Annotated in this window: 17 protein-coding genes; 6 read left to right on the forward strand and 11 right to left on the reverse strand. The window is 59.8% G+C overall.

Features of this window, described 5'->3' with window-relative positions:
* A partial coding sequence (locus VGP75_RS01165) for a DUF3572 family protein (protein ID WP_327541918.1) occupies positions 1-134 on the reverse strand: 134 nt, incomplete at its 3' end.
* Positions 135-277: 143 nt separating this feature from the next.
* Between VGP75_RS01165 and VGP75_RS01170 the strand changes: the two genes are divergently transcribed.
* Positions 278-1,621: a diguanylate cyclase gene (locus VGP75_RS01170; RefSeq protein WP_414727752.1), complete on the forward strand. Its 1,344-nt coding sequence runs from the start codon at positions 278-280 to the stop codon at positions 1,619-1,621.
* Here the strand turns inward: VGP75_RS01170 and VGP75_RS01175 are convergent.
* The 4 genes from VGP75_RS01175 to VGP75_RS01190 all read right to left on the reverse strand — a co-directional run bounded on the left by VGP75_RS01175 (position 1,610) and on the right by VGP75_RS01190 (position 3,560).
* Positions 1,610-2,101, reverse strand: a complete 492-nt coding sequence (locus VGP75_RS01175) for a periplasmic heavy metal sensor (RefSeq protein ID WP_327541903.1) — start codon at positions 2,099-2,101, stop codon at positions 1,610-1,612. The two genes, VGP75_RS01170 and VGP75_RS01175, sit on opposite strands and share 12 nt — an antisense overlap.
* The gene (locus VGP75_RS01180) at positions 2,094-2,450 is read right to left on the reverse strand and encodes a hypothetical protein (RefSeq protein WP_327541904.1); all 357 of its coding nucleotides are present in this window, start codon (positions 2,448-2,450) and stop codon (positions 2,094-2,096) included. Before VGP75_RS01180 ends, VGP75_RS01175 begins: the two co-directional genes overlap by 8 nt.
* A complete protein-coding gene (locus tag VGP75_RS01185; protein WP_327541905.1) occupies positions 2,434-3,030 on the reverse strand; it encodes an RNA polymerase sigma factor in 597 nt (198 codons plus the stop codon). The genes VGP75_RS01180 and VGP75_RS01185 overlap by 17 nt, the downstream gene beginning before the upstream one ends.
* Positions 3,031-3,104: 74 nt before the next feature.
* Entirely contained in the window at positions 3,105-3,560 is a 456-nt protein-coding gene (locus tag VGP75_RS01190; RefSeq protein WP_327541906.1) for an EF-hand domain-containing protein, read from the reverse strand.
* Positions 3,561-3,740: 180 nt separating this feature from the next.
* On the opposite strand from VGP75_RS01190, the gene VGP75_RS01195 reads away from it, so the two are divergent.
* Positions 3,741-4,130: a DUF983 domain-containing protein gene (locus VGP75_RS01195; protein WP_327541907.1), complete on the forward strand. Its 390-nt coding sequence runs from the start codon at positions 3,741-3,743 to the stop codon at positions 4,128-4,130.
* Positions 4,114-4,824 (forward strand): NUDIX hydrolase, encoded by a 711-nt coding sequence (locus VGP75_RS01200; RefSeq protein ID WP_327541908.1) that lies wholly within the window; start codon positions 4,114-4,116, stop codon positions 4,822-4,824. The genes VGP75_RS01195 and VGP75_RS01200 overlap by 17 nt, the downstream gene beginning before the upstream one ends.
* Here the strand turns inward: VGP75_RS01200 and VGP75_RS01205 are convergent.
* From VGP75_RS01205 to VGP75_RS01230, 6 genes are all read right to left on the reverse strand, one after another.
* Positions 4,813-5,715, reverse strand: a complete 903-nt coding sequence (locus VGP75_RS01205; RefSeq protein ID WP_327541909.1) for a DMT family transporter — start codon at positions 5,713-5,715, stop codon at positions 4,813-4,815. The two genes, VGP75_RS01200 and VGP75_RS01205, sit on opposite strands and share 12 nt — an antisense overlap.
* A gap of 10 nt (positions 5,716-5,725) precedes the next feature.
* Complete coding sequence (locus tag VGP75_RS01210; protein WP_327541910.1) at positions 5,726-7,186, reverse strand: carnitine 3-dehydrogenase; 1,461 nt, start codon at positions 7,184-7,186, stop codon at positions 5,726-5,728.
* A 3-nt stretch (positions 7,187-7,189) separates the two neighbouring features.
* Positions 7,190-7,450, reverse strand: a complete 261-nt coding sequence (locus VGP75_RS01215; protein WP_327541911.1) for a hypothetical protein — start codon at positions 7,448-7,450, stop codon at positions 7,190-7,192.
* A 2-nt stretch (positions 7,451-7,452) separates the two neighbouring features.
* On the reverse strand, positions 7,453-7,980 hold the full coding sequence (locus VGP75_RS01220; protein WP_327541912.1) for a lipocalin family protein: 528 nt from the start codon (positions 7,978-7,980) through the stop codon (positions 7,453-7,455).
* A complete protein-coding gene (gene bcoG / locus VGP75_RS01225; RefSeq protein ID WP_327541913.1) occupies positions 7,977-8,891 on the reverse strand; it encodes a 3-dehydrocarnitine:acetyl-CoA trimethylamine transferase BcoG in 915 nt (304 codons plus the stop codon). Before bcoG ends, VGP75_RS01220 begins: the two co-directional genes overlap by 4 nt.
* Before the next feature lie 143 nt (positions 8,892-9,034).
* Positions 9,035-10,078, reverse strand: coding sequence for an aldo/keto reductase (locus VGP75_RS01230; RefSeq protein ID WP_327541914.1), 1,044 nt, complete (start codon positions 10,076-10,078; stop codon positions 9,035-9,037).
* Positions 10,079-10,205: 127 nt separating this feature from the next.
* Here VGP75_RS01230 and VGP75_RS01235 point away from each other — a divergent pair, with 127 nt between their 5' ends.
* The 3 genes from VGP75_RS01235 to VGP75_RS01245 form a co-directional block, all read left to right on the forward strand.
* Positions 10,206-11,429: an MFS transporter gene (locus VGP75_RS01235; protein ID WP_327541915.1), complete on the forward strand. Its 1,224-nt coding sequence runs from the start codon at positions 10,206-10,208 to the stop codon at positions 11,427-11,429.
* A gap of 67 nt (positions 11,430-11,496) precedes the next feature.
* Entirely contained in the window at positions 11,497-13,218 is a 1,722-nt protein-coding gene (gene metG / locus VGP75_RS01240) for a methionine--tRNA ligase (RefSeq protein ID WP_327541916.1), read from the forward strand.
* A 3-nt stretch (positions 13,219-13,221) separates the two neighbouring features.
* A partial coding sequence (locus VGP75_RS01245) for an acylneuraminate cytidylyltransferase family protein (protein ID WP_327541917.1) occupies positions 13,222-13,835 on the forward strand: 614 nt, incomplete at its 3' end.

Raw genomic sequence — 13,835 nt, forward strand, 5'->3', positions numbered from 1 at the left:
GGGTCTGTCGCGCGGTCGCGCAGATCATCGACCGAGCCACCCGATGCGCCCAGAAAAACCCCGCATAATTCATCGTTTCCAGCCAGCCATGCCAGCCCTTTCAGGGCGATCACTTCGGCTTGTTCGTGTTGCATCCCGTGCCCTTCGTTTTGCAGAAACATTTTCTTAACCATTCGCGCCCAATCTGTCTGCACAGAACCGAGCAGAACGCTCTTGATAGGTGCAAGAAATGCCTGGCCGCATATTGATTATAGATACTGTAGCAACGAATAGAATCGTGTTGAAAGTCAAGATGCTGGCAGCACAATTCGCTGTCGACGCCTGCGCGAGCAAGGCTGAGGCGATCCAGATGATTGAGCGGAATCGGCCCGATCTGATCTTGCTCAACCTGTCTGATGCAGCGCATGACCAGCATAGCCTCTGCCGTGATCTGCGCCGCTCGACTGTGACCAAATCAATTGCAATTATTGCGGTCGGTGTCGCCGATACCTCAAGGGCACGGTTTGCCGCCCTTGATGCGGGCGCCGATGATGTGCTGCCCCACCCTGTCAATGATGCACTCTTGCTGGCGCGCATCCGCAGTCTGTTGCGGGTCCGCAGCACCAGTCAGGAATTGATGTTGCGGGAAACCACAAGCCGCGCTTTGGGCTTTGAGGAGAACAAGGCGGTCTTTGACGGTGCGGCGCGTCTTGCAATCTTAAGCTATGATGCGGCGGCAGCGTCCCTGCTCAAGTCCAGCCTGAGCGCGGGACTGCGGAACACAATCCAGGTGCTGCATCCAAATGACGCCCTGCTTGGCGATGATAGCAGTGCGGCGCATGATCTTTTTGTCATCAATGCCGCGTCGGTTGGGGATGGCGGAAGCCAGCTTTTCGGGTTGGTGTCTGATCTGCGCGCGCGCAACCAGACGCGGCTTGCGATGCAGCTTGTCGTGGTGCCACCTGATGCGCCGGAAGTGGCCGCAATGTTCCTTGATCTTGGCGCGGATGACGTGGTGCCCGCGACCAGCGGCGCCGATGAAATCATCATGCGTGCGACGCGTCTAATCGCGCGCAAACGGCAACACGACAAATTGCGCGATACCGTCCGCAACGGATTGAACGCTGCGGTGACTGATCCGCTGACTGGCCTGTTTAACCGCCGCTATGTTGAACCGCATCTGGCGCGCCTTGCCGATCAGTCACGCAAATCAGGGCGGGAACTGGCCGTGATGATGATCGACATTGATCACTTCAAATCCGTGAATGACACCCACGGGCATGCAGCGGGCGACAAAGTACTAGTCGAGCTTGCCAACCGCCTGCGTGAAAACCTGCGCGCGATTGATCTGGTGGCGCGGATGGGCGGCGAAGAATTTCTGGTCGCCATGCCCGGCACATCGGTTTCAGATGCACGGATGGCCGCAGCAAGACTATGCGAACTGGTCAACGCGACACCGTTCAATCTGGGCGAGGGGCTTCCGATGTTGAAGGTGACCGTGTCGGTGGGTGTCGCGGTCAGCGGGCAGATGAATGGCGAGTGCAACGCGATCACCAAGATCTGTGATCGGGCGGACAAGGCGCTCTATGCGGCCAAATCCGCGGGCCGCGATCGGGTTGCTTTCAGCAAGTCAGCCGCCTGAGGATCGGTCGCGCAGGCTGCGGGCACGCGCCATCTCTTCCAGCACCTGCTCTGCAAAGGCGCGGCGGCGCTCGGGCGTCATGGCGATGATCTGTTCTACCACAACCTCTTGTGCCGTGGCCTGAACCGCAGTGATCCGTTCGCTTTGTTCGGCCAACAACGCCCGCAAGACATCAGGATCAAAAGGGTCGGCCCGCAAGGCTGTAACCACACGATTGACGCGATCACGCAGATCGAAATCACGCAAAGACCGGTCTTCGCGCAGTTTGCGTCCGATGGCACGGCGTTCCTGCGGTTCAAGCGCCCGTGCAATCGGCGCAAGCCCAAGATCGAAACTGCGCGGTGGCCCGTCACCCCAACGCCCCGAGGCCGCAGACCCCACAACAACCCCGACCACCGCTAGATTGAGCGCAAGCGAGAGCACAAGCACGATCTGCCAAAGTCGGCTCGGGCGGGCTTGTGGTGATTTATCTTCAGCCATCGCCCAATGCTCCTGCGTCGAGAATCAAATCTGTTGTGAAGAGGTTGATACTTACCTCATCCCCCATCATCGCGGCGGTCACATCCTGCACCGATGCAGGCGGCGCCACCCCGACCCAAATGCCGGCAACTGTCGCCATTGCAAGCCCGCTGACCGCAGGCCAGCCACCAATCGTATCCAGCATGCGCATCATCAAACGGGGCCGGGCAACGGGGGCTGCAACCGCGCGCGGCTGTACGGCGTCGGCATCGGCAATGACACGCGCCATCAGGGCATCGCTGGGCACAGGGGATGTGCCGCGCGCCTGCGCGAAAACATCGTCCAGCATGTCGTCATTCGGGTTCGTCATCGTCATACCCCAGTTCTGCCTTCCGCCCCGCCATGATATCGGCAAGGGCCCGTTTCCCGCGTGCTGTCAGACTTTCCACGGACCGCACGCTGATGTCCATGATTTGCGCAATTTCGGGGTTCGCAAGCCCCTCAAGGTGTCGCAGCGATACCGCCTGCGCCTGTCGTTCCGGCAATTGCGCCAGCGCATCCGATAGGGCCATCATGCGCGCCTGCGTCTGCATTTGCGCGACCGCACCGGGGCTTGGATCAGCCGGTTCCGCGACCTGATCCAGCGACACACCACCCCGCCTTTTGCGCAACCGGTCGGTGCACAGGTTCGCCACAACACGGTAAAGCCACGTGCTTACCTGCGCCTCGCCCTGCCGCCAGTCCGGCGCGACCTTCCACAGCCGCATCATCGCGTCCTGCGCCACGTCCTCGGCGTCGGACCCATTGCCGAGCATCCGCGTGGCCTGCGCCAGTACGCGCGGCAGTAGCCGCGCCGTCAGATACCGCGCAGCCTGCCCATCACCATTGGCGTAGGCCACCAAGAGCGCCGCGTCTTCGGCGCCCACAAAGGGATCTGGCGATGCGTTCATCTGTTCGTTTGCTAGCCAACTTCATCTCAAGTGGCAATTGGCAGAGCGAAAAGCATCCCTCTGCCAATCCTGACTTATCCCCGGTCACCACGGCCTTCACCGCGTCGTCCGTCCATGCGCGCCTTGGCGGTCTCGAACTCCTCGGCAGAAATCACACCGTCGCCATCGGTATCGACACGGTCAAACATCTGGGCCGCGCGGCGTTCGCCCCGCGAGGGCATTTCGTCCTGCTGCAGCAAACCGTCTTCGTTGGCGTCAAAACGTGCGATCATGCGGGCGGCGCGCTCTGTGGCCCGTTCCGCGCCGGACGCTGCCAGCTCGGCAACGGACAAGGCGCCGTCACCATCGGTGTCGATCTCGGCAAAGCGTGCTTCACCGCGCGCCTGCATCTCTTCCAAAGTCAGCGCACCGTCGCCATTGATATCAAGTGTCGCAAAATCCGGCCGTTCGCGGTGGTTTTCTGCCTGTGCTGCACCCGCTGTCAAAACCAAGCCGGAAAGAAGCGCTGCTGTCAAAATCTTCGTTTTCATTGTGTTGTCCTTTTTTGCATCCTTGCAGCCTATCTGTGCTGCTGATGCTCCTTGAACGTGGGGGCGCACGACTTCCGTCGCAGGATGCTGAGGAAATTTCTGGCACGTCACAAATCGGCGCACCCCCTTTTCAAACCAATCGCAATAGTCCATGTGAAAAGAGCAAGACGGAGTTTTCTTATGTCGAACGCGGAAACGATCCTTGATGATCGCCCAACCAAACCTGCCATTCTCAACGGACTGCGGTGCAAATGCCCGCACTGCGGCGAAGGCAAACTGTTCGCGCGCTATCTCAGGGTCGCTGATACCTGCCCTGTCTGCCACGAGGAACTGTCGCACCACCGTGCCGATGACGGCCCCGCCTATCTGACGATTTTGCTGGTGGCACATATCATCGGTTTTGTGATCCACTTCTGGTGGGTCTATTTCCGACCTGAACCGTGGGTCATGGCAACCGGACTGACAATCGGGTCAGTCGCGCTATCGCTGGCGCTCTTGCCGCGCATGAAGGGCATGATTGTTGCCATTCAGTGGTCGCGCCGGATGCACGGGTTTGGCCACAACGGTTAAGAGGCACCCCATCGACAAATCTGCGCTCAGAGATGCCGCAACCATCATCGTATTGCGGGATGCCAATGCCCGGCCATCGGTTCTGATGGGGCAACGCGGCGCCGGTGCAGCATTCATGCCCGGCAAGTTTGTCTTTCCCGGCGGTGCTGTTGACGCCAATGATGCAACCGTCCCTGCCACACCGCTGACCCCACTGGACGAAGCACGCCTTGCTCGTGAAAGCACCCATGCGCCAACGGCCCTTGCCGCCGCCGCCATACGCGAGCTCTGGGAAGAAACCGGCCAGATTCTGGGCCACCCCGGCCATTGGTCCGATCCGCCGCAAGGCTGGCGCGGGTTTGCTGCCACAGGGCATGTCCCCCATGCTGCAGCCCTGCAATTCTTTTTCCGTGCTGTCACACCAATAGGCCGCCCCCGCCGGTTTGATGCGCGCTTCTTTCTGGCCGATGTGGCGCACTTGCAAACAGACCCGGACGATTTTTCGAACGCCGAGGATGAATTGGCCCATCTGCAATGGGTGCCGCTGGCGGATGCACGCAAGTTCGACCTGCCCTTTATCACACAGGTCGTGCTGGCCGAACTGGCCAGCCATATCGCACGTGGCGGCACGCCGGCCAGCGTGCCCTTCTTTCGCAATGATGATGAGGCACATCTGGTCAGCCGCCTTGCCGGCCAAAGCCCGCTAGAGCAATAACACCAGCATGATGATGCTCAGCGTAAGAAGCGCCAAACCTTGCCATTCGCGCAAGCTTACTTTCTCACCAAAGACAAACGCCCCGATCATCAGCGAGAACAACAGTTCGATCTGCCCTACCGCGTTCACATAGGCCGCATTTTGCAAGGTGTAGGCCGTGTACCAGCAGATTGATCCGATCATACTGGTGATCCCCACCATCCCCGCGACCCGCCACGCAGAGAGCACACGCATGATCTCGCCCCGTTCCCGCCATGCCAGCCAAAGCGCCATGGCAATGGTTTGAAAAGCCGTTATCAGCGCCAGCGTGACAATCGCGCGGTAAAACACATCGCCCTCGGCCAATGAGAGCGCCGCGCCGCGCACGCCATTGCCGGAAATGCCGAACAACACCCCGGCCCCAAGGCCCAGCGCAGTGGCGCGGTTGAAAATGCGCTTGCGCCAAGGGCCGATGCCGCCGGGGGGATCGGAAAGCAAAAGCACCCCGCCGAGGCCGATCATCATCGCCATGATTGTCAGCGGCGTGAATGTATCGCCCAGGATAAGAAACCCGAAAAGCGCACTCAACAGAACTTCGGTCTTTTTGAAAGTGATGCCGACCGCAAAATTGCGATGACTGAACAGAGCGATGACACACATCGTCGCCAAGATCTGCGACATGCCCCCCGCCAAAGCATAGGGCCAGAACGCCGCTGGTATGGCAGGAAGACCCTGACCCGAAATGCGCGCATAGATAATCGCGATTGCGGCAACCAAGGGCGCGGAATAGATGAAACGCGCAAAGGTCGCACCAGCGGTCGAAAGCGCCATACCTTTCAGCCGCTTTTGCAGCATGAACCGCAGCGTCTGTGCGGCGGCCGCACCAATCGTAATGGTAATCCAAAGTTCCATCCAGAGGCGGCTAGCCCTTGACCCCCACCGCTTTGCCTGCACCTTCGGGCATCGGCAAGGCTGCATGGGCGGCAGCCACTTTCGCCAAAGTTGCAGCCAGCGCAGGAGCGGGATCACACGCGCGGCGGGTCTCAAGGCTGACATGGATCAGCATGTGCTCGCCCGTGGCCAATTCGCGCGCGCCTTCATACATCCGGTGGAACACATGCATCTTTTTTCCCGCCCCGTTCAGGACTTGCGTCTCGATCCGGATCACAGCACCTGCATGGACCTCATCCAGATGCCGGATATGGGTTTCCGCAGTAAAATAGCTCCCACCGGTTGCGATGTACTCTGCATCACAGCCCACCAGCGCCATCATCCGGTCGGTCGCATCGCCAAAGGCCTGCAAATAACGCGCCTCGTTCATGTGCCCGTTGTAATCGGTCCAGTCGAGCGGCACCGCGCGTTCCACGGTCACGATCGGCTTGCCCAGATCATCGGGCAGACCAATGGCCCCTTCCACACGGCGGTCCTGTGCGTTCAACAGCTTGCCCGCGCCCCAGTTCTGCGCCTTCAGACCGCGCAGGATCGTGACAAGGTTATTGTCGCGCGCGCGCTCTAGTTCACGGATCGTGTACATGCCCGATTGCGCGTCGGATTGATCCGCAACGGCATCAATCAACTCATCGGTCAGTTCGGGCACATCCATCAGCTTGGTCCACGGCCATTCAAGGCAAGGCCCGAATTGTTCGATGAAATGCCGCATCCCCGCTTCCCCACCGGCAATACGGTATGTCTCGAAGAGGCCCATCTGCGCCCAGCGCAGGCCGAAACCATAGCGGATCGCATTGTCGATTTCCTCGGTCGTGGCGATGCCGTCCTTGATCAGCCACAGCGCTTCGCGCCAGACAGCCTCAAGGAAACGGTCGGCAATATGCGCGTCGATCTCGGCGCGGACATGCAAGGGGTACATGCCGATTTCGGTCAAAATCTCTTTTGCGCGCTGAACAATCTCTGGCGCGGTCTTCTCGCTTGGCACCAGTTCGACCAGTGGCAAAAGATAGACCGGATTGAACGGATGGGCGACGACGATCTGTTCAGGGCGTGTGGCGCAGCCTTGCAATTCGGACGGCTTGAACCCGCTGGTCGAGGACCCGATCACCGCTTCATGGGGGCAATGTTCCTGCAAGGTCTGATAGACTTTGCGCTTCAATTCCAGCCGCTCGGGTACGCTTTCCTGCACCCAGTCCACGCCTGTCACAGCGGCAGACATGGTGTCATGAAAACTCAGTTGCCCCTCGGCAGGCAAAGCCACATCCGACAGCCCCGGCAAGGACCGGCGCGCATTGTTCAGCACTTCTGTGATCTTGCGCGCGGCCTCTGGATCGGGGTCAAAGACGCGGACATCCCAGCCCATCAACAGGAACCGCGCAGCCCAGCCGCCACCAATTACGCCGCCGCCGATAATCGCTGCTGTCTTTTGTGTCATTGCCTAGCCTGTTGGTTGGTTATCAGGGTGGTCGAATTCATCTGCAGGCACAGGTGCGCGGCGAATACTTGGGTCGCAGGCCACCATTGCCGTTTCGCTGTCACGGATGATCAGACCACCGCGCGCGCGGCAATCCTCAAAGGACATACGCCCGCCAATCACGATAAATTCGCGCATCCCGCCACCGCCACTGGTGCTGGTCAGACCACCGCCGCCCTCACAAGCAGCCAAGGCGACGATGCTGCCCAAAATCAACCGTTTCATCGTTAAAACTCCTCTAGTCGGCTCAAATCATATCCGTTGAATTGCAAAACATCACGCGCCGCCTGCAGACGGTCAGCGCGGATGTCGGGGGTGCGGTTCAAAATCCAGCCCGACCGCCCGTTGGGGGCACCGACTACGGCGGTGCGGTAATCCTCATCCGTCCAAAGCACCCAGTAGTCGGCGGCCACGAAAGGCACCGAAGGGAACCGCACCTTCAACCGGCCAGGCCCGACAATTTCTGCCGTACCTTCTATGCGCGCAGTCTCTTGGCCAGCCGCGTCGCGGCAAATGTTCAGAACGGACAACAGCCCGTCGTCGCGCAAACCGTATTCCGCTGTTACGCCGACACAGCCCGACTGAAATGGCACAGGATAGCGTGACACCTCATACCAGACGCCCAGATAGCGTTCGGGCTCAAAAACCGCTTTCGATGCAATCGGCACCTCCGTGTCGCGGTAGACCGAAAAGAAACCACCACTGCCCTGCGTGCTGCAGCCCGCCAAAAGCAGCACGACTGCCAGAACCCTCATTTGGCGACCGGCGCGCGTTTGGTCAGGCCCAGTTTTGCGCGGACCTCGGCGGGGCCGATCACCTTGGCGCCAAGGTTTTCGATGATCCCGGCCGCGCGTTCCACCAGTTGCGCATTGGTCGCCAAGACGCCGCGATCCAGCATCAGGTTGTCTTCCAGCCCGACACGCACATTGCCCCCTGCAAGAACCGAAGCCGCCACGTAAGGCATCTGGCTGCGGCCAAGGCCAAAGGCCGAGAAGGTCCAGTCATCGGGCACGTTATTGACCATCGCCATGAAGGTGTTGAGATCATCCGGTGCGCCCCAAGGCACCCCCATGCAAAGCTGCACCAAAGCGGGGCTGTCGAGCACACCATCTTTCACCAACTGTTTCGCATACCATAGATGGCCCGTATCAAATGCCTCAATCTCGGGCTTTACCCCCAGTGCGGTCATCATCCGCCCCATGGCAATCAACATGCCGGGGGTGTTGGTCATGACGTAATCGGCTTCGGCAAAATTCATCGTGCCGCAATCAAGCGTGCAAATCTCGGGCAGGCATTCCGCAACATGGGCGACCCGTTCAGTGGCCCCCACCATATCGGTGCCTGCTATCGTCGGCAGAGGGGTCTCCACTCCGCCAAACACCATATCCCCGCCCATGCCAGCGGTCAGGTTCAGGACAACATCAACCTCCGCCTCGCGAATGCGGTCGGTCACCTCGCGGTAAAGCACAAGATCGCGCGACGGCGTGCCGGTCTTAGGATCACGTACATGGCAATGTACCACCGCAGCGCCCGCCTTGGCCGCGTCAATCGCACTTTCTGCTATTTGCTGCGGTGAGCGCGGGACATGCGGGCTCCGGTCCTGCGTCGCGCCAGAGCCAGTCACAGCGCAGGTGATAAACACCTCTTTGTTCATTTGCAGCGGCATATCTGGTCTCCTTTGGGTGTTTGCGTGACATTTGCCCATATCAGAGCACCGCACAAGGCAGAATTCCCATCGACAGGGGGTCCACCCTGTCGATCAATTTCCGCAACGGATGTCTGCGTAAGTTGGATTGAAATCCACCTTACCTAATAGGGCATCGGGTGCTCTTTATGCGCCGCATCAATCTCGGCGATAATATCATCCGAGAGAACCACATCCTTGCCACTCAGGATTTGCTGCAACTGCGCCGAGGTCGTCGCCCCGAAAATCGCAGACACCGCAAAAGGCCGCGTGCGCTGCCACGCCATCGCCATATGCACCGGATCGAGACCGTGTTTCGCCGCCAGATCAAGATAGGCCTGTGCCGCAGGCCATAACCGTTCGGTCACGCGGCCACCCAGATCACCGTTGAGCGACAAACGGCTGCCATCTGGCACAGCGCCATTCTGGTATTTGCCGGTCAGCACACCGCAAGCGAGCGGCGAAAACGACAACAACGTCACATCCTCATTCACGGCCATCTCGGCCATGTCCGTGTCATAGAGACGGCACAGCAGCGAATATTCGTTCTGGACCGACGCCATACGCGGCAGCCCTGCAGCCTCGGCCTGATCGATCCACTTGGTCATGCCCCAGGCGCTTTCGTTCGACATGCCGATACTGCGGATCTTGCCCGCTTTCACCATCTCGCCCAGCGCTTCAAGCACATCCATCATGTGGTCCATGGTCTGCTGGCGGTTCTGGCCGGACGGATCATAGGTCCAGTTCTGGCGGAACATGTAGGACCCGCGCACAGGCCAGTGCATCTGGTAAAGATCAATCACATCAGTCTGCAGCCGCTTGAGCGATGTATCCACCGCCTCGCGGATCACCGCCCCGTCATACCCGCGCCCTTCGCGCACCCACCCGGGGTTGTTGCCCGACACTTTGGTCGCCACCACAATCTCGTCGCGGCGGCCTGTCTTGGCGATCCAGTTCCCGATGATCTGTTCTGACAGGCCGACGGTTTCGGCGCGGATCGGATTGACCGGATACATCTCAGCGGTATCCAGAAAGTTGATACCGGCATCCAGCGCCAAGTCGATCTGCTTGTGCGCGTCATCTTCCGGTGTCTGGTTGCCATAGGTCATGGTGCCCAAACACCATTCGCTGACCATAATATCGCTGCGGCCAAGGGGGAGTTGTTTCATTGGTTCGCCTTGTTCTAGTTTCGTGCCGGACCCTAAAGCGCAGACTGGCAAGAGCAAGGGTAGAAAGGCGACATGCACTGTCGATTATGGCCAAGCCCGGTAGCGGCGGTGCCGTCATAGCTCGACCATGCGGATGTTTATCTCCTTTGCAGCGTTATTTTTCTCAGTGGTGCTTTTGCAGCTGTCTTCGGGCGGCGTGGGTCCGCTGGATGCACTGACGGGGATCGAACTTGGCTTTTCGCAGGCCGAGGTGGGCTTTCTCGGGTCCGCACATTTTGTGGGGTTTTTCATCGGCTGCTGGTGGGCACCGCGCCTGATGGGCAGCGTGGGGCACAGCCGCGCCTTTGCCACCTTCACCGCGATGGGCGCGATCGGGCTGGCCGCCCATGTGATCGTGGCAGACCCTTATTTCTGGGCACTTTTCCGCGTCGGATCGGGCATTTGCGTCGCTGGCTGCTATACGATCATCGAGGCGTGGTTGCAGGCCAAGGTCAACAACGAAACCCGCGGCCGCGCGATTGCGAGCTACCGTGTGGCCGATACGGGGGCGTCGTTTGTGGCGCAGTTCATGATCGGGGCGCTGGCCGATGTCGAAACCTATATCGCCTACAACATCCTGACAATTCTGTGCTGTGCATCCTTGCTGCCCTTGGCGCTGACCCGTCTCGAACAGCCTGAAACGCCCAGAGCCACGCGCCTGCGCCCGTCGCTTGCATGGGCCTGTTCGCCTTTAGGCGTGGCGGCTGTTCTGGTGGCGGCCCTGTCCAGTGCATCCTTCCGCATGGTGGGGCCTTTGTACGGGCAGGAAGTGGGGCTCAACCCCAACCAGATCGGGTCATTTCTGGCGGCTTTCGTCGCAGGTGGGGCAATTGCGCAATATCCTGTGGGGTGGCTGGCGGATAAGTTTGACCGCCGCTGGGTGATGATCTGGCTGTCAGTCGCCGCCGTGATCGCCTGCGCTTTCACCGTCACCACATCAGGCCAGGGCACCACTATTATCATGACCGCGGCCTTCCTCTTCGGCCTGACGACCTTTCCGATCTATTCGGTGGCTACCGCCCATGCCCATGACTTTGCCACGTCGGATCAGCGGGTCGAGCTTTCGGCAGCCCTGATGTTCTTTTATGCCGTGGGCGCCATTGCTGCCCCCTATACCACATCGGTCCTGATCGGGCTTTATGGCCCGGGTGCGCTTTTTTACTTTATCTCCGCCGGGCACATCCTGTTGATCATCTTCGGTCTGGCACGGATGCGCGTGCGCCGCATACCAAAGCAACGCACACCCTATATCTACGCGCCGCGCACCACGTTCAGCATCGGGCGGCTTTTGGGGCGTCACCGCGACCGCTAGGCGCGGAACGTCTGGCACTCGGGCGCGTGGGCCGCTACATAGGCGCAAACGCTGAAGGACACATCGCATGGCCCGCCATCTGATCACATCTGCCATTCCCTACATCAACGGGATCAAACACCTTGGAAACCTAGTGGGCAGCCAGTTGCCCGCCGACCTTTATGCCCGCTACCTGCGTCAGCGCGGGCATGAGGTGCTGTTTCTCTGCGCCACCGATGAACACGGCACGCCTGCCGAACTGGCGGCGGCAAAAGCGGGCAAGCCGGTGGCAGAGTATTGCGCCGAAATGCATGACGTGCAGGCAAAGATCGCCGAAGGGTTCCGTTTGTCCTTTGACCACTTCGGCCGCTCCTCCAGCCCGCAGAACCACAAGCTGACGCAGGCCTTTGCCACCCGTCTGGCCGAGGTGGGGCTGATCAAGGAAGTGACAGAAGAGCAGGTCTATTCCGTCGCTGACGGGCGCTTCCTGCCGGATCGTTATATCGAAGGCACCTGCCCCAATTGCGGTTTTGAAAGCGCGCGGGGCGATCAGTGTGATAACTGCACCAAGCAATTGGACCCCACTGATCTGATCGACGCACGTTCAACCATTTCGGGTTCGACCGAGTTGGAGGTGCGTGAAACAAAGCATCTCTACCTGCGCCAATCCGAACTCAAGGACGATCTGGCCGCATGGATCGACAGCAAGAAAGACTGGCCGATCCTGACGACTTCGATTGCCAAAAAGTGGCTCAATGATGGTGACGGGCTGCAGGACCGCGGCATCACCCGTGACCTTGATTGGGGCATCCCTGTGATGAAGGGCGACGACGTCTGGCCCGGTATGGAAGGCAAGGTGTTCTATGTGTGGTTCGATGCGCCCATCGAATACATCGCCTGCGCGCAGGAATGGGAAGACGCGGGCAAAGGCAGCGACTGGGCGCGCTGGTGGCGCACCGACAAGGGTGCCGATGACGTGACCTACACCCAGTTCATGGGTAAGGATAACGTGCCGTTCCATACGTTGTCTTTTCCGGCAACCATTCTGGGCAGCCAGGAACCATGGAAACTGGTCGATTACATCAAGTCGTTCAACTATCTCAACTATGATGGCGGCCAGTTTAGCACCTCGCGCGGGCGCGGTGTGTTCATGGACCAGGCGCTTGAGCTTTTGCCGTCAGACTATTGGCGTTGGTGGCTTTTGTCGCATGCGCCTGAATCGTCTGACGCCGAATTTACCTGGGAAAACTTCCAGACGGACGTGAACAAGGACCTTGCAGACGTCTTGGGCAACTTTGTGAGTCGTATTACTAAGTTTTGCCGGTCAAAGTTCAGTGAAGCCATTCCCGAAGGCGGCACCTATGGCCCCGCCGAAGAGCAACTTATCGCAGACCTCACCACACGCCTGCATGCCTATGAACGGCACATGGACGCGATGGAAGTCCGCAAATCCGCCGCCGAACTGCGCGCGATCTGGGTGCTGGGCAACGAATATCTGCAAGCCAACGCGCCTTGGACAACCTTCAAAACCGACCCCGAAACAGCAGCCATGCAGGTCCGCCTCGCGCTGAACCTGATCCGGATTTACGCGGTGCTTTCGGCGGCCTTCATCCCCGACGCATCCAAGACCATGATCGACGCGATGCAAACGGATGATGACAGCTGGCCCACAGACGTTGCCGCCGCCTTGAACGCGCTGCCTGCGGGCCACGCCTTCACTGTCCCCGAAAACCTTTTCCGCAAGATCACGGACGAGGAGCGCGAAGACTGGGCGGCGCGCTTTGCGGGCACGCGCGACGCAGGAGAGTAAGCCATGATCATCGGACATATTGGCGCGCGCGCCGGCAGCAAGGGCGTTCCAAACAAGAATTTCCGGATGTTGCATGGCAAGCCCTTGCTGGACTGGTCGTTGGATCAACTGCTGGAAAGCGACCGCGTGGATCATGTTGTCGTCTCGACGGATAGCGTGGAGATGTATGAACACAGCCTCAAACGCGGCTGTCTCGACATCGGTCTGCGCCCCGCGCATCTGGCAACGGATACGGCAGGCAAATGGGATGTGTGGAAACACGCTTTGGGAGAGGTCGAGAAACAAACCGGTCCCGCATCCGCGTTCCTTGATCTTGACTGCACCTCACCACTGCGGCCCGACACAGCGATCCGCGAGGCGCTTGATCTGTTCTTCGCCGAAGCCCCCGACATGGTCATGTCCTGCTGCGAGGCGCGCAAGAACCCTTATTTCAATCTGGTCGAGCCGGACGAAACCGGCGCGCTGCACGTCAGCAAACCCCTGCCCGGCGGTGTCGTCGCGCGCCAACAGGCCCCTGCGGTTTATGAACACGCGGCCTCGACCTATGTCGTCGCGCCCGATTACCTGCGCCGCGCATCAAGCCTCTTTGAAGGACGCGTGATCCCCTACATGATGGC

The sequence above is a fragment of the Yoonia sp. genome (assembly GCF_036007805.1).
Lineage (GTDB): Bacteria > Pseudomonadota > Alphaproteobacteria > Rhodobacterales > Rhodobacteraceae > Yoonia.

Coding starts and splice junctions, on each gene's coding strand:
- VGP75_RS01180 (WP_327541904.1), bottom strand. CDS start 2,450: ATGACGAACCCGAATGACGACATGCTGGACGATGTTTTCGCGCAGGCG.
- VGP75_RS01195 (WP_327541907.1), top strand. CDS start 3,741: ATGTCGAACGCGGAAACGATCCTTGATGATCGCCCAACCAAACCTGCC.
- VGP75_RS01230 (WP_327541914.1), bottom strand. CDS start 10,078: ATGAAACAACTCCCCCTTGGCCGCAGCGATATTATGGTCAGCGAATGG.
- VGP75_RS01190 (WP_327541906.1), bottom strand. CDS start 3,560: ATGAAAACGAAGATTTTGACAGCAGCGCTTCTTTCCGGCTTGGTTTTG.
- VGP75_RS01220 (WP_327541912.1), bottom strand. CDS start 7,980: ATGAGGGTTCTGGCAGTCGTGCTGCTTTTGGCGGGCTGCAGCACGCAG.
- VGP75_RS01210 (WP_327541910.1), bottom strand. CDS start 7,186: ATGACACAAAAGACAGCAGCGATTATCGGCGGCGGCGTAATTGGTGGC.
- bcoG (WP_327541913.1), bottom strand. CDS start 8,891: ATGCCGCTGCAAATGAACAAAGAGGTGTTTATCACCTGCGCTGTGACT.
- VGP75_RS01185 (WP_327541905.1), bottom strand. CDS start 3,030: ATGAACGCATCGCCAGATCCCTTTGTGGGCGCCGAAGACGCGGCGCTC.
- metG (WP_327541916.1), top strand. CDS start 11,497: ATGGCCCGCCATCTGATCACATCTGCCATTCCCTACATCAACGGGATC.
- VGP75_RS01175 (WP_327541903.1), bottom strand. CDS start 2,101: ATGGCTGAAGATAAATCACCACAAGCCCGCCCGAGCCGACTTTGGCAG.
- VGP75_RS01205 (WP_327541909.1), bottom strand. CDS start 5,715: ATGGAACTTTGGATTACCATTACGATTGGTGCGGCCGCCGCACAGACG.
- VGP75_RS01215 (WP_327541911.1), bottom strand. CDS start 7,450: ATGAAACGGTTGATTTTGGGCAGCATCGTCGCCTTGGCTGCTTGTGAG.
- VGP75_RS01235 (WP_327541915.1), top strand. CDS start 10,206: ATGCGGATGTTTATCTCCTTTGCAGCGTTATTTTTCTCAGTGGTGCTT.